Source organism: Photobacterium salinisoli, from assembly GCF_003614885.1.
GTDB lineage: Bacteria > Pseudomonadota > Gammaproteobacteria > Enterobacterales > Vibrionaceae > Photobacterium > Photobacterium salinisoli.
Window position 1 is genome coordinate 1,620,687 of sequence record NZ_QZMS01000007.1, and the last position, 14,839, is coordinate 1,635,525.

General features: G+C 50.8%; 14 protein-coding genes. 12 read left to right on the forward strand and 2 right to left on the reverse strand.

Annotation, left to right across the window (positions count from 1 at the left end; all coding sequences use genetic code 11):
- Positions 1-2: 2 nt before the first annotated feature.
- From rsxC to gloA, 6 genes are all read left to right on the forward strand, one after another.
- Positions 3-2,189, forward strand: coding sequence for an electron transport complex subunit RsxC (rsxC, locus tag D6M16_RS08100; RefSeq protein ID WP_120511353.1), 2,187 nt, complete (start codon positions 3-5; stop codon positions 2,187-2,189).
- On the forward strand, positions 2,189-3,235 hold the full coding sequence (gene rsxD / locus D6M16_RS08105; protein ID WP_120511354.1) for an electron transport complex subunit RsxD: 1,047 nt from the start codon (positions 2,189-2,191) through the stop codon (positions 3,233-3,235). Before rsxC ends, rsxD begins: the two co-directional genes overlap by 1 nt.
- A gap of 11 nt (positions 3,236-3,246) precedes the next feature.
- Positions 3,247-3,879, forward strand: coding sequence for an electron transport complex subunit RsxG (gene rsxG / locus D6M16_RS08110; protein WP_120511927.1), 633 nt, complete (start codon positions 3,247-3,249; stop codon positions 3,877-3,879).
- Positions 3,880-3,884: 5 nt separating this feature from the next.
- A complete protein-coding gene (locus D6M16_RS08115) occupies positions 3,885-4,589 on the forward strand; it encodes an electron transport complex subunit E (protein ID WP_120511355.1) in 705 nt (234 codons plus the stop codon).
- 114 nt (positions 4,590-4,703) lie between these two features.
- Positions 4,704-5,345, forward strand: coding sequence for an endonuclease III (nth, locus tag D6M16_RS08120; RefSeq protein ID WP_120511356.1), 642 nt, complete (start codon positions 4,704-4,706; stop codon positions 5,343-5,345).
- Between the two features lie 22 nt (positions 5,346-5,367).
- Positions 5,368-5,760: a lactoylglutathione lyase gene (gene gloA, locus D6M16_RS08125; protein ID WP_120511357.1), complete on the forward strand. Its 393-nt coding sequence runs from the start codon at positions 5,368-5,370 to the stop codon at positions 5,758-5,760.
- 108 nt (positions 5,761-5,868) lie between these two features.
- On the opposite strand, the gene D6M16_RS08130 is transcribed toward gloA, so the two are convergent.
- A complete protein-coding gene (locus D6M16_RS08130; RefSeq protein WP_120511358.1) occupies positions 5,869-6,213 on the reverse strand; it encodes a hypothetical protein in 345 nt (114 codons plus the stop codon).
- Positions 6,214-6,391: 178 nt separating this feature from the next.
- Here D6M16_RS08130 and D6M16_RS08135 point away from each other — a divergent pair, with 178 nt between their 5' ends.
- Together D6M16_RS08135 and D6M16_RS08140 are read left to right on the forward strand one after the other, a co-directional pair.
- Entirely contained in the window at positions 6,392-7,003 is a 612-nt protein-coding gene (locus tag D6M16_RS08135; protein ID WP_120511359.1) for a superoxide dismutase, read from the forward strand.
- Positions 7,004-7,018: 15 nt separating this feature from the next.
- A complete protein-coding gene (locus tag D6M16_RS08140; protein ID WP_120511360.1) occupies positions 7,019-7,462 on the forward strand; it encodes a DUF2753 family protein in 444 nt (147 codons plus the stop codon).
- A 49-nt stretch (positions 7,463-7,511) separates the two neighbouring features.
- Here the strand turns inward: D6M16_RS08140 and motY are convergent, their stop codons facing one another.
- Positions 7,512-8,357 (reverse strand): flagellar protein MotY, encoded by an 846-nt coding sequence (motY, locus tag D6M16_RS08145; RefSeq protein ID WP_240435586.1) that lies wholly within the window; start codon positions 8,355-8,357, stop codon positions 7,512-7,514.
- 237 nt (positions 8,358-8,594) lie between these two features.
- Here motY and rnt point away from each other — a divergent pair, with 237 nt between their 5' ends.
- From rnt to D6M16_RS08165, 4 genes are all read left to right on the forward strand, one after another.
- A complete protein-coding gene (gene rnt / locus D6M16_RS08150; protein ID WP_120511362.1) occupies positions 8,595-9,254 on the forward strand; it encodes a ribonuclease T in 660 nt (219 codons plus the stop codon).
- A gap of 290 nt (positions 9,255-9,544) precedes the next feature.
- Complete coding sequence (locus tag D6M16_RS08155; protein ID WP_120511363.1) at positions 9,545-10,792, forward strand: outer membrane protein transport protein; 1,248 nt, start codon at positions 9,545-9,547, stop codon at positions 10,790-10,792.
- Positions 10,793-10,831: 39 nt separating this feature from the next.
- A complete protein-coding gene (locus D6M16_RS08160) occupies positions 10,832-13,192 on the forward strand; it encodes a VolA/Pla-1 family phospholipase (RefSeq protein WP_120511364.1) in 2,361 nt (786 codons plus the stop codon).
- 314 nt (positions 13,193-13,506) lie between these two features.
- Entirely contained in the window at positions 13,507-14,829 is a 1,323-nt protein-coding gene (locus tag D6M16_RS08165) for a Na+/H+ antiporter family protein (protein ID WP_120511365.1), read from the forward strand.
- The last annotated feature ends 10 nt before the right edge of the window (positions 14,830-14,839 follow it).

The window sequence follows — 14,839 nt, forward strand, 5'->3', positions numbered from 1 at the left end:
TCATGCTGTCTATTATTGAACAACTCAAATTAGGAAAGCTTTGGGATTTTCCGGGTGGTATCCATCCGCCAGAACAAAAAACACAATCAAACCAAAGCCCGATTTCAGACGCCTTTTTACCCGATGAGCTAGTCATTCCGCTCAAGCAACACCTAGGTGCAGTCGGTAGTCTGTCTGTTGCTGTGGGTGATAAGGTGCTAAAAGGCCAGGCACTGACCTATACCGATGTCGCTCTGAGCGTTCCGGTGCATGCGCCAACTTCCGGTGTCATTGCAGCTATTGAAGCGAGAACCATCGCTCACCCTTCCGGTTTGTCCGATCGCTGCATCATCCTCAAACCCGATGGAAAAGACAGCTGGGGCACGAAACACAGCATCGCCAACTATCTTGAGACCGAACCGGCTGACCTGATTGAGCATATCCGCAGCTGTGGTATTTCCGGTATGGGCGGCGCAGGCTTTCCTACCGCACGTAAACTGCAAAGCGCGTCAGGTAAAACCGACCTGTTAATCATTAACGCCGCAGAATGCGAGCCTTATATCACGGCCGATGATCGTCTCATGCAGGACTATGCCGATGACATAGTGGAAGGTATTCGCATCATCAGCCATATCCTCAAACCTAAAATGACTGTCATCGGGATTGAGGACAATAAGCCAGAAGCCATTGCAGCACTGACTCAGGCGGTTAAAGAAGCAGACAACATACTGATCCGGGTGATCCCGACTAAGTACCCCTCAGGCGGTGAAAAACAGCTGATCAAAATTCTGACCGGAAGAGAAGTCCCGACGCAGGGAATCCCGGCAGATATTGGCATTATGATGCAGAATATCGGCACAGCGCACGCCATAAAAAAAGCCGTCATTGACGGCGAGCCGCTTATTCAGCGTGTGGTGACCATAACGGGTCAGACCGTCAGTACCCCCTGTAATACCTGGGCCTTACTGGGCACACCTGTGCAGGCATTGCTCAATCGTCATGGCTATAACATCGACAAAAAACAGCCTCGCGTGATTATGGGCGGCCCTATGATGGGCTTTACCTTGCCACACACTCAAGTACCCATCACCAAAACGGCTAACTGCATACTTGCGCCAAGTCGCAAAGAGCTCAGTGCGCCGGGCGATGAAATGTCCTGTATCCGCTGTACTGCCTGTGCAGAAGCGTGCCCGGTTTCCCTGTTACCCCAGCAGTTACAGTGGTATGCCAAAGACGGCGACTATGACAAGTGCGAAGAATATAATCTGTTCGACTGCATAGAATGCGGGGCTTGTGCTTATGTTTGCCCCAGCGAAATTCCTCTTGTTCATTATTATCGCCAGGCCAAAGCGGAAATCCGTCACAGAAAACAGGATGCGTTAAGTGCCGAGCGTGCCAAACAGCGCTTCGAGGCCAAAAACGCCCGGATGGAACGGGAAAAAGAAGAACGTGAGCAACGCTTCCAGAAAGCGGCTGAACAACGCCGTAAAGACATGGCAGCCAAAGGTGGCGATGATGCCGTGGCCGCCGCGATTGCCCGGGTAAAAGCGAAAAAAGAAGCAGATGCCGGTGCTGAGGTTAAACCTGCCGTGGCTGCCGCAATTGCCAAGGCCAAAGCCAAGCAGGCTGAGGCCCAGGCAAAAGCACAATCCGCTGCACCGGGTGACACAGCCGTGCCTGACAACAGTGAAATGGCAAAACTGCGCGAAGAGCGTAAACGCCAGGCCCGTGAACGGAAAGCCGCCAAAGCCACGGCGGAAGCCAATACGCCGCTAACCGAGCCCGAAACCGCCAAGCCGTCCGAGACCGATCCGAAAAAAGCCGCCGTTGCGGCTGCCATTGCCCGCGCCAAAGCCCGTAAAGCCGCGCAAGCGGCTGAATCACAAACTGACGAACCGGCTGATGCTGTAGCAGACGAGCAGGCAACCACTGACGCTCAGGCCGATCCGAAAAAAGCCGCCGTTGCGGCTGCCATTGCCCGCGCCAAAGCCCGTAAAGCCGCGCAAGCGGCTGAACAACAAGCAGACGAACCGGCTGACGCTGTAGCAAACGAGCAGGCAACCACTGACGCTCAGGCCGATGCGAAAAAAGCCGCCGTTGCGGCTGCCATTGCCCGTGCCAAAGCCCGTAAAGCCGCGCAAGCGGCAGAGAAAGAAGCCGCTGATAAGAGGGCGGAAAACAACCACAAACCCAACGAGGAAAACAAGTAGTGGCTTTTAATATTACCAGTTCTCCCCATGCACACAGCCGTCGCAGTACCAATGACATCATGCGAAATGTCATTCTCTGCTGCGGCCTTGGATTTGCCGCACAGTGGTATTTTTTCGGATGGGGTGTTGTCTTTCAGGTTTTATTCGCAGGAGCGCTGGCCGTTCTGGCCGAATGCCTTGTCCTGACATTACGAAAACGCCCTCTTCGTCAGGTTCGGGACAACAGCGCCTTATTGACCGGGATTTTGCTGGGGCTGTCCATACCGCCTCTGGCACCGTGGTGGATAGCCGTCATTGGTATTGTCTTTGCCATCATCATTGCTAAACACCTGTACGGCGGACTGGGGCAGAACCTGTTTAATCCGGCCATGGTCGCTTATGTGGTGCTGTTGATCTCCTTTCCGGTGCCGATGACATCCTGGCTGCCGCCGGCTTCGATAAGCGATCATCCGGTGACTATGATAGAAAGCCTGCATGTGATCTTTACAGGATTTACGGCTGATGGCTTCAGTGTTCACCAGTTACGTAACGGCATTGATGGCGTAACCATGGCCACCCCGCTGGATACCCTAAAAACCGCCATGAAAGCCGGTTATACGGCATCTGAAGCAATGGAAAGCCCGGTGTTTGGCGCGCTGGCGGGTATCGGCTGGACCTGGGTTAATCTGGGTTTCTTGCTAGGCGGTATGGTGCTGCTGAAACTACGAATTATTCAATGGCAAATTCCGGTTGCCATGCTGTCGTCTCTTTTTGTGATCAGCTTCCTCGGGTACATCATCAGTCCTGATGGCGCTGCGTCCCCCTTGATTCACCTGTTTTCAGGGGCGACCATGTTAGGGGCCTTTTTCATTGCCACGGATCCTGTTTCGGCATCCACCACTCTGCGCGGACGTCTTATTTTCGGTGCCATGGTTGGTATTCTGACCTATCTGATCCGCACTTTTGGTGGTTTCCCGGATGGCGTGGCCTTTAGCGTACTCTTGGCCAACATGTGTGTTCCGCTGATTGATTACTACACTCGCCCGCGGACTTACGGTCATTCATAGGAGCACCCATGATACTGAAAAATATGCAAAAAAATGGTGGCATTCTGGCTGTTTCTGCTTTGCTTGCAACCGCCTTGGTCGCCCTGACGCATCAGGTAACCGCCTCACGTATCCAAGAGCAGGAGCAAAAGCAACTGCTGCAGGTACTCAATCAGGTTATCCCGAAAGAAAATCATGACAACGAGCTCTACAAAAGCTGTACGCTGATTAGCAATCAGGCCTTTCTTGGTACCAGCGAGCCGATGCCGGCCTATCTGGCAACCAAAGACGGCCAGCCGAATGGCGTAGCCATTGAAGCCATCGCACCGGATGGCTATAACGGCACAATTAAGCTGATTGTCGGGCTGGATATGACAGGCACAGTCACCGGGGTACGCGTACTGGCGCATCAGGAAACACCGGGACTGGGCGATAAAATCGACACCCGGATTACTGACTGGATTTACAGCTTCACCGGACGCAAACTTAACGGTGAGAAAGACCCTGCATGGGCAGTACGTAAAGACGGCGGTGAGTTCGACCAGTTTACTGGCGCCACAATCACGCCACGCGCCGTGGTGAATTCCGTCAAGCGAGTGTCGCTGTATTTTAACCAGTATCAGGATACGCTTTTTACTCAACCGGCTAACTGCGAAGGAGCCTGAGCAAAATGAGTTCAACGCCAAATAACGAACTGATGGCTAACGGGCTGTGGCACAACAACCCGGCTATCGTGCAGCTACTGGGGTTATGCCCGCTGCTGGCAGTCTCTGCCACAGTCACCAACGCCCTTGGACTGGGTATTGCTACTACCTTGGTGTTAGTAGGTTCTAACCTGATTGTGTCTCTCATTCGGGAATGGGTGCCCAATGAAATCCGAATTCCGATCTTTGTGATGATCATTGCAGCACTGGTTACCTGTGTTCAGCTGCTGATGAATGCTTACACTTACGGTCTGTTTTTGTCCCTGGGGATCTTTATTCCCCTGATAGTGACCAACTGCATCATCATTGGTCGCGCCGAATCCTTTGCCTCAAAAAATGCTCCCATGCCAGCCGTTATTGACGGGCTCTGGATGGGACTGGGCATGACTGCCGTTCTGGTAGTATTAGGTGCAGGACGTGAGATTCTGGGTAACGGCACCTTGTTTGACGGTGCTGACCGCTTGCTGGGTGACTGGGCCTCAGTGCTACGAATCGAAATCTTCAGCACTGAAAACAACTTTCTGCTGGCAATGTTGCCACCGGGCGCCTTTATTGGGGTCGGCTTCCTGATTGCCATCAAGAACATTATTGACAAAAAACAAGCTGAAAAAACACAGGCTGCAGAGAAAAAACCTGAAATCGAGCGGGTTCGTATTACCTCTGCGAACTGATTTTCACATGGCTTTCATTATGTTGGAAGCTCAGCAACATTGATCACGGTGACTGGCATTCCCTACGGTTTTATCTGTGCCGGTCACCTGCCCTGCCGAACTTAGGAAGCGAGCATGAACAATCAGAAACGCGTTCAAATCCTTGAGCGATTGCGGGCTAATAACCCGCACCCGGAAACGGAACTTCACTGGAGCAACCCGTTTGAATTGCTGATAGCCGTATTACTCTCAGCGCAGGCGACCGATGTCAGCGTCAATAAGGCCACCGCCAAACTGTATCCTGTCGCCAATACACCGGAAGGCATGCTGGAACTGGGTGTCGAAGGCGTTAAAGAATATATCAAGACCATTGGTCTGTTTAATTCGAAAGCAGAAAATGTCATCAAAACCTGCCGCATTCTGGTTGAGAAGCACGGCGGTGAAATACCTGAGAACCGTGAAGCACTGGAAGCCTTACCGGGCGTAGGCCGTAAAACGGCCAATGTCGTGCTCAATACCGCTTTTGGCTGGCCGACTATCGCTGTTGATACTCATATCTTCCGGGTGTCCAATCGAACAAAATTAGCCATGGGCAAGAATGTCGACGAAGTCGAACAAAAGCTGCTGAAAGTGGTGCCTAAAGAATTCAAAGTCGATGTCCACCACTGGCTAATCCTGCATGGACGTTACACTTGTGTGGCCCGTAAGCCCCGCTGCGGTAGCTGCATTATTGAAGATCTCTGTGAATTTAAAGACAAAGTCTATCCCGCTGAATAAGCACTAATCCGAGGAGAGAAAAATGGCAAACGGACGCATTCTGCACACCATGTTACGCGTGGGTGATCTGGACCGTTCAATCGCTTTCTACACAGACATCATGGGCATGAAGCTGTTAAGAAAGTCGGATAACGAGGCCTATCAGTACACTCTGGCGTTTGTCGGTTATGCAGATGAATCTGAAGGTGCTGTCATCGAACTCACTTATAACTGGGGCACCAGTGAATACGACATGGGCAACGCTTATGGTCATATCGCGATTGGCGTCGAGGATATCTATACCACCTGTGAGGCCATTAAAGCCTCAGGGGGGAACATCACCCGCGAACCGGGGCCGGTCAAAGGCGGTACAACGCATATTGCCTTTGTTCGCGATCCTGACGGCTACCAGATTGAGCTGATCCAGCGCAGCTGATTCACCGCATCACGCGCTGTATATACTCGTTTCGCATACTAAAAGAGGGCAGGATAATTCCTGCCCTCTTTGATGACAGCGACAGGCGGTGCTCACACCGACAAGTCGCTACTCTACTTTGCCAAAATATTCTGTCACTTCCGCCCGGTAGTTCTCTTCCTGACTGCCAGGATCCATGACATCCACTGAGTAATACGGCATTTTCGACTCTTTCAGCTTTTCTATCACGTTCTCAGTCAGGTTTTCCGGGCTAATAGAACTGAACACCTCATAAGTGGCCGCTCTGTTTAATCCCATCTCTTCAGCCTGCTCCTTTGTGATGAGCTGTGCCTGAGTTGCTGCCGCAACCTCCTCTTTCATTGTTTCTAAGCCACTGTTCACTACGCCTTTGTCATCTGCAAAGACGGGAGAAGCAGCGATCATTATCACCATAGCCAAGAGTTGCCGTTTCATTTTTTCACCACGCTTTTTCTATTGTTATGTCGGATCAACGATCCTTGCTTCTATCAATCTAGCGTGTTTTGGCTATCTCTCTTCTTCAATAATGAGAACTGGCAAGAGTACATGACCTGGCACTATTGATAATGAGAAACGATATCATTATTATTTACCAAACACAGGAGGAACTTTTATGTCATTTACTTTCCCAGCATTACCTTATTCTTATGATGCGCTCGAACCTTACATTGATGCCAAAACCATGGAAGTGCATCACAGCCGTCATCATAAAACCTACTTCGATAAATTCATCAACGCCATTGAAAACACCGATCTCGAACAACTCAGCTTGAAAGACATTTTTTCGCGGGTCTCCGAGCTCAGCCCTGCTGTCAGAAATCACGGCGGGGGCTATTACAACCACAACCTCTACTGGCAATGCATGTCACCCAATGGCGGTGGGCAGCCTGTCGGCCTGCTGGCAGAAGCAATTCGATGCCACTTCGGCAGTTTTGAGGATTTCAAAACCGCATTTTCAGACGCCGCAGCTGCCCACTTCGGATCCGGCTTTATCTGGTTGTCTGTCACTGACGGGCGATTGGAGATTTCCTCAACCCCGAATCAGGATAATCCCCTGATGGATGTGGTGGAAAAACGCGGTACCCCAATCCTTGCCCTTGATGTGTGGGAACATGCTTACTACCTGACGTATCAGAATAAGCGTCCCGACTACATCAGTGCCTGGTGGCAGGTGGTTGACTGGGATCAGGTAGAACAACATTACCTGGATGCACTTCATCAATAAGAAGGAAATGTAATCATGAACGTGTCACGGTGGGAAATGCACACCTTGCTGGCAGCAGAAGCAGAGAAAGACCATAAGCCCATGACGTCAGTCATCCATTATCAGCTTGCGCTGTCTGAATCACAGCAATTAGAACCTGTCGATGGGAGTCTGGATGAGCTGGAAGAATTACTCGCCATTAAAGTGACGGCCTGTCACAACATGGCCAGTTTTTGGCGAAAGCAGGGGGACGGCGATTACGAGCTCAAATACCTGCAACTGGCATCCGAGCAGATCATGGCGCTGATTCCGCAATGCCCGAACCGTGACTGCGAAGCTTTCATCAGCTCTTTGGGTTGCTGTAAATCAGCGCTGATCGATTTTCTCAAACGCCACCCTAACCCCAAAGTGGCAAAACAGGTGGCGCATATCACCACCAGCAACCAGTGTGAGCTTATTGCCAGGTTCCGCTTACAATGAGCGCCCTATTCCCTCATTCGCAAGCACTGGCGGATGAGGGAATCTCAAATCACATCAGGCTGGAAGTCCGGCCCATAGAAATCACAACACGTCTGTTTTTGTTACGCCCCAGCGGAGTACTGTTGTCCGCAATTGGACGTCGCTCACCGAATCCCTGAACTTCGATGCGATCTTTTGGCAGACCCAAAGAGACAAAATACTGCTCCAGCTTTTCCGCACGGCGCTCTGATAAAGACTGGTTGGTATTTTTTCCGCCAGAAGAATCACTGTAAGTCGCAACCAAGATTAAATCGATGTCCTGACTGTATTTAATAAAATCGGCAATTTGCGCCAGACGCTTCTGTGATGCTTTGTTCAGCTCGTCGCTGTTTTTATCGTAATGCAGCACAGTAAAGGAGATATCCTCAAAGTTATACGGCAGCAAATTGGACAGACAAGTACTGAAAGTCTTGTAACCCGCACTGAATGCCACGGCAGACAGGCCGACTTCAATCCTTTCGTTTCTATGCTGCCAGTCCTGATAACTGAAGGTCGGTATTTTTCCTTCTTCAAGTTCCGACAACATGTTCCATGCCATCTGACCACCGACATAACCATCAAACTGCTTAAAGAATTTCAGTCGCGTCAATGGCTCTGCGGCATCACCGGGACGCCATCGCGGAGGCATAGACACCAGGCTGACATTACTGGTCTGTCCCAGCGGGCGACGCATTTTCAGTTCAAAGTCGAGGTTCATTTTTTTACTGGCACGGGATGTAAACTGCGCCTGACCAAAATTCGGGATGGCATGCTGCAACTGGCATTCCAGCGGCGTATCAACCACCATCTCCCAGGTGGATTCCCCGGGCGTCGCAACATAATATTTTCCCGCCCAAGCTGGCGAACAGGCACCCATCAGTGCTAAAGACCAAGCCCCCAGCTTCAATGGCAACGTCATTTTTATCATCCCGGTATAACCTACTTGCAAGTACTGGGTATTGTATCGGATTTTGTCGCAAAATCTTTAGCCACCGTTTTTCTTTCTGACAACCTCTCAGTATCAGTGCCCTGCCGTCACACCTTAACGGCAAGGGTTTAGCTTCTGAAGCAGATCTGACATAATGCTGGCCTCATTTTTATCAGCAACATTATCATGAGCCAAGAAAACACATTAAATACCCTGAAAAGTCGCTTTCGTGGTTTCTTTCCTGTCGTTGTCGATGTAGAGACGGCTGGTTTCAACGCCAACACTGATGCTCTGCTTGAGATCTGTGCTGTCACCCTGACCATGGACGAAGAAGGATGGCTCAAACCTGCCAGCACACTGCATTTTCACATTACGCCTTTTGAAGGTGCAGTTATCCATCAGGAAGCATTGGATTTTAACGGTATCAAAGATCCGTTCAGCCCGTTACGTGGTGCGGTGACTGAAGAAGAAGCTCTGAAAGAAATCTATAAAGTCATACGTAAAGAGCAAAAGGAAGAAGGCTGTTCCCGCGCCATCATGGTGGCACACAATGCGAACTTTGATCACAGCTTCGTTATGGCCGCTTCAGAAAGGGCCAAGTTAAAGCGCATTCCCTTTCATCCTTTTGCTACCTTTGATACCGCAGCACTGAGTGGCCTGGCATTCGGGCAAACGGTGCTGGCAAAAGCCTGTGAAGCGGCAAATATTCCATTTTGTAACAAAGAAGCTCATTCAGCCCTTTACGACACCGAACGAACCGCAGAATTATTTTGTGAGATCGTTAACAAATGGAAGAAATTAGGCGGATGGCCAGTCGCCGCACTTCAAACAGAAGAAGAAGCTTAAGATCAGACCTGAAACACAAACACTCATCAGACCTCCTACCAAAGCCCAGCCGTGCTGGGCTTTTTCACAAAAATGAAACAAACGTCCAATTTTAATCAAACGGAAGTTTAAAACGAAGATAAATAATACACCGTACAAATAACCTTTATCCACCCCAAACAGCCTGTTACATATGGTTAACATTGGCGTAGCGAATCCTTATACTCCGTGTCTACAAGCTGATTCACCATTCATTCATGGATTGAAGAACGCGAAGCATATCAAAAATAAACAACAAGAGAGGCAGCAGAATGTCCAAAAGATTTCATGTAACCGCACTCGCCGTGGCCGCCGCGCTGACATCCCTCCAGGCGCAAAGTGCTGGTTTCCAGGTAGCTGAACACTCCGCCAGTGGTTTAGGCCGGGCTTTCGCCGGTGAAGCCGCAATTGCCGATAACGCCGCAGTGCTGGCCCGCAACCCCGCCGCATCGACCATGTTCAAACAACGCACTTTTTCCGGCGCGCTGAGCATTGTTGATCCATCGATTGACGTGGACAGTGTCGACAGGGATCAGCTCGCCAAAGATGTCGCACCAATCGGCATTGTACCTGCAGGATTTTACATCCAACCTGTCAATGACAAACTCGCCTTTGGTTTGGGTGTCTTCTCAAACTATGGGGTCACCACTGAATATGATGAAAGCTTTCATGCAGGTTCACTCGCTGGTGAGACATCTCTGATTACAGTGAACTTCAACCCAAGTATTGCGTATCGTGTCAACGATCAGCTCAGCCTTGGAGCAGGTATCAGTGCCATCTTTGCCACCGCAGAACTCAACCGCCATTTTGGCGATCTGGCTCTTGCGGTTCCAGGGGCTGAACCCAGTGACAAAACCATCAAGCTGGAAGGCGACACCTGGGGCTTTGGCTGGAACGTGGGCGCCCTCTTTGAGCTGAATGACGACAACCGCTTCGGTTTGAGTTACCGCTCACAGACGGATCTCGACTTTGAAGGTGACTTTACCGATTACACAGGCCGTATCACTGGAGCTCAGAATAATACGGTCCCGGGAGATTTGACCGTCGTTTTACCCGCGATTGCAGAGTTCTCTGGCTTTCATCAGCTCAATAACCAGTGGGCTGTGCACTACAGCGTTCAGTGGACGCAATACAGCAAGTTTGAAGAACTGCGCGCAACCAGCAACCAGTGTAACCCAGGCTATAACGGCAATCCCGGACTCTGCTTGCTGAAAGAAGAAGACTATGACGACACGTTCCGCTATGCCATTGGCACCACTTATCACGTTAACCCGCAATGGACCATCCGGGGTGGCTACGCCTTTGATGAGCAGGCAGGCAAACCAACCCTGAGTATTCCGGATACTGACCGAAACTGGTTCACCGCAGGTGCAACCTATAACTACAACGCGGATTTATCCTTCGACGTCGGTCTGGCTTACCTCATCGCAGAAGAGATTTCATTCTCTGAAGAAGGGCAGAACTTTGAGTCCAGTGGCGGCGCGATTATCAGTGCAGCCCAGGCCAACTACCGCTTCTAAGCCAGTTATCACAGTCGAACAGAATTTTAGGGAAATATGATGAACAAAAAATTACTTGCCCTGCTGATTGCTTCCAGCTTTGCACTTTACGGTTGTGGGGATGAAAAAGGCCTGAGCGGTACGCCGACCATCGACCCGGATATCAAAAATAGCCTGAATGCCGAAACCAAAATCGCGTTTGATTTGCTCTCGGATGAAAAGAAAGTCATTACCCCAAGCTTTATTGCCATGGATCTTGACGATGGCACCATCGCGACTGAAAGCAGCGCTAAAGTGGCTGATATCAGTGACCCGGCCTATGCCTGGGGCAAAACCGATGGCTGGAGCACAACTCAACCCATCAACATTAATTTCATAGGTAACGATCTGGCCGCGGAAACCGCAGCAGACAGCTTCTATCTGATTAAGTCTGGTGATCCAACCAACTCAGCTGATGCAACAACGCCTGAAGTCTTGTCGGCAGATAATGGCGATTTCATGGTGACGGCTTCCGGAACCAGACTAACCGTGATCCTGACCAAGCCTTTAGATCCAGCCAGCAACTATATGTTTGCGGTCACCAGTGATCTGAAAGACAGCAAAGGCAATCCTGTGGGTCTGTCCAACTCTTATGCGGTTCTGAAGAGTGTCGGTAAAGTGCCGGATGCTGCACTGGAGAAACCACAGGCCATCACGCACGCGGTAGAAAGCACGCTGGCCGCTGTAGCAGGCGCACCGAAGAATAAGATTATTTTCTCCAGCTGGTTCACCACCGCCTCTGTCGGTGAAGTGCTCTATGCTGCAAAATCCGCTTCTGCGCTCGCATTAGATGGTAATGCAGCGAATATCTGGCAAGGCAGTGCCATTGCTGATGGCATTAGCCAAAGTGATCTGGAAAGCATGTTCGAGATGAGCGTGCCAACCAGCACCGGCACCACACCAGGTGGCAATCCAATCTACACCGGAACCATCAAACTGCCGTACTTCCTGGAAAAGGATCCAACCAAATTCAGCACTACGCCATGGCAAAGCGGTATGCCAAGCCTGGCGAAAATCAGTTATGTCCTGAACAATGGCTCTGATGCCGACAAAGCCGCAATTGTTCAGCAATTGGCGGCGCTGCAGATCTCGACAGAAGATTTAGCAGCCGTGAAAACCGATCCTGAAACTCAGGTCAGAGTGCTGCAGGCGCTTACGGGCTCCACGTTAACACTGGCCGATGGTTCGCAACTGGATGAAGAACGACTGATTACCCGCTATAGTCCTGTGCCGAAACTGAAAGCAGTGGATACCGTTAACTATACGTTAGTCCTACCAACGAAAGCTGAATGTCAGGATCCAAAGACAAACAAGGTATCAATCTATCAGCATGGTATTACCGCTGACAGAAATACCATCGTAAACTTGGCTGATGATGTCATTGGCGCTGATTGCCAAGCCATTTTTGCCATTGACCATCCACTGCATGGCGATCGTGGCATTGCTGGTATGAGTGCATCAACCAGTAACCCAGAAATATACCTGAACCTTGCAGCACTCACGGTCGCACGGGATAACCTGCGCCAGAGCACAATTGACGTATTGAACCTGCGTCTTGGGATTGCTGTCATATTTCAGCGCATTTTAGCTGGAGATCCAACACTCAGCGAAGAATTAGAAAGATTGAATCCAATGGCGGGCGTTGGCTTCGTCGGACACTCTTTGGGCGCTATTACTGGGGTGAATGTGGCTGATGCCGCGAACCGGACCCTGAACGACCCTGCCGGTGATGCCGCTTTCGCGATTAACAAAGTGGCGCTGGCTAATCCGGGGGCGGGTATCCCTTACCTGCTAATGCAATCCGGAGAATTCGGTAATTTTGTCAAAGGTAATCTGTTGGCATCCATAAACAGCAAATTCCAACAGGGTTGTGGGGCTACTGATTTGGCAACCTGCTTTGCTGGTTATCAGCAAGGCAAAATAACCGATGGTTCAACAGCTGCACTCACAGAGCTTGCAACTATTTACACCAAGTTCAGCGAATTTGCATATGTTGCCCAAGGCGTTCTAGATACCGTCGACCCGATTAATACTTCACTGCAAGTCTCGGCGGATTTACCGGTTTACCTGACTCAGGTCGAAGATGATGCCACCATTCCAAATAAACTGGCACGCCCAGGTACCGCAGGCTCTGTCGTGACTGGCACCAGTATCCTGCTGCCTTACTCGCCGTTTGGTGGCACCCTGCCATTGCTGCAAACCATGAGCCTGGCTCCGACCACAACGTCTGTTAACGGACAAACGGTTCGCAATGCCGTGTTGTTTGATTCAGGGACTCACGGTTCCTTGTTAGCTGATGGGGGTACTGATCCAGTCGCTACACAAATGCGTGCTCAAGTCAGCTCTTTCCTGAACGGCGATGGGACAGTGCTAGACTATTAATCGTATAGAAATATGGTAATTAAACATTCTAAGGCCAGCTCCGCTGGCCTTTTCCATCTTTGCTGAATAGCCTCTGCATAACAAAAAACCTATCCCGAATCACTTTGAACAACCTGATCGAGTCAGCATCAGACAGCCGTTCATCGCTACTCTGACTGCCCTCTCACTATATCCGGCTAAAAATCCCTCCCAGAGCACAGTTTTTTCTCGACATGCAAGAAATTTTCAGCAAACTAGACGGCCTGCACATTGCCGCCTGGATAGCATGATTATTCAGTTATGCAATCACACAACTATCAATGGAAAGTCGTTTTATGAATCCTGTCGTTATTTCCGTCTGCGTCATGCTGGTACTGGCGCTGATGCGAGTCAACGTCGTGGTCGCGCTGACCTTCAGTGCCATCCTCGGCGGCCTTCTCGGAGGACTGTCTCTCACCGATACCATCTCTGCCTTTGAAGGCGGGCTGGGCGGAGGCGCCACCACAGCGTTGAGCTATGCCATGCTGGGTACTTTTGCCGTGGCCATTTCCCGTTCGGGTATTACCGATGTACTGGCACAGAAAGTCATCAAACGCATCAGCGGTCATCATAATGCGGCAGCGGCGACCGGTGTGAAGTACTCGGTACTGACCATTTTACTGCTACTGTCGATTTCGTCGCAGAACGCGATTCCGGTCCACATTGCATTTATCCCGATTGTGATTCCCCCTTTGCTGCATGTGTTCGCCAAACTCAAGCTGGATCGCCGCCTGATTGCCTGCGTATTGACCTTTGGTCTGGTGACACCTTACATGGTGCTGCCTGTAGGCTTTGGCGGCATTTTCCTCAACAATATCCTGCTGAAAAATCTGCATGACAACGGTCTGGATGTGGCAGCCAGCCAGGTGCCTTATGCCATGATTCTGCCGGCAGCCGGTATGCTGTTCGGTCTGCTGCTGGCCACCTTTGTCAGCTATCGCAAACCTCGGGAATATTCTGAAGCACAGATTCTGGCCAGCGAGCCGGAGCACGCTGAAATCAACATGCAGCATGTTTATGTGGCCGTTATTGCTATCGCAGCGGCACTGGGCGTTCAGCTGTACAGTGGGTCGATGATCATCGGTGGTCTTGCCGGTTTCATGGTGTTTACCCTTGCCGGTGTGATCAAGTGGAAAGATACCCATGATGTGTTCACTAAAGGCGTGCACATGATGGCGATGATAGGTTTCATCATGATTGCGGCTGCCGGCTTTGCAGCCGTTATGAAAGCCACTGGCGGGGTGGAAACCCTGGTCAGTTCGCTGTCTGATGCCATCGGCGACAACAAAGCACTCGCTGCTCTGTTGATGCTGGTAGTTGGCCTGCTGGTGACCATGGGTATCGGGTCATCCTTCTCGACCATTCCGATTCTGGCGACTATCTATGTGCCATTATGCCTGAGCTTTGGCTTCTCGCCGCTGGCGACTGTGGCGCTGGTCGGTACTGCAGCAGCGCTGGGCGATGCCGGATCGCCAGCCTCGGATTCAACCCTGGGCCCGACTGCCGGTCTGAATGCTGACGGCCAGCACGAGCACGTGTGGGACACGGTAGTCCCTACCTTTATTCACTACAACCTGCCACTGATTGCCTTTGGCTGGCTGGCCTCTATGATGCTGTAACCGCTCATAG